Here is a 235-nt window from a genome sequence, read left to right on the forward strand (position 1 = left end):
TAACCAGAGAATACATTGACGAAAGCGCTGCTGATAGTGGCGATACTGGTTATGGTGATTTTACAGATTCAAGTCTTTTAACTTTTATGAATCTTGAACACAAGCACGTCATCAGCATGATACGTCAAGTGTTTGAACTTCACTTTGGACGTGAACATATATTTTTAACAGTAGACGGGCAATTTAATAATCATCTACCAAGAGAGGTGTTTTCTGTTGTCGATGTGGAGTTTAT

Annotated in this window: 1 protein-coding gene; it reads left to right on the forward strand. The window is 37.0% G+C overall.

Annotated features, from left to right (window positions below):
* Positions 1–235: hypothetical protein (locus AC0L3E_RS34740; protein ID WP_473606931.1), on the forward strand; the 235-nt coding region annotated here is incomplete at both ends.

The organism is Mesorhizobium sp. WSM4822 (assembly GCF_055811155.1).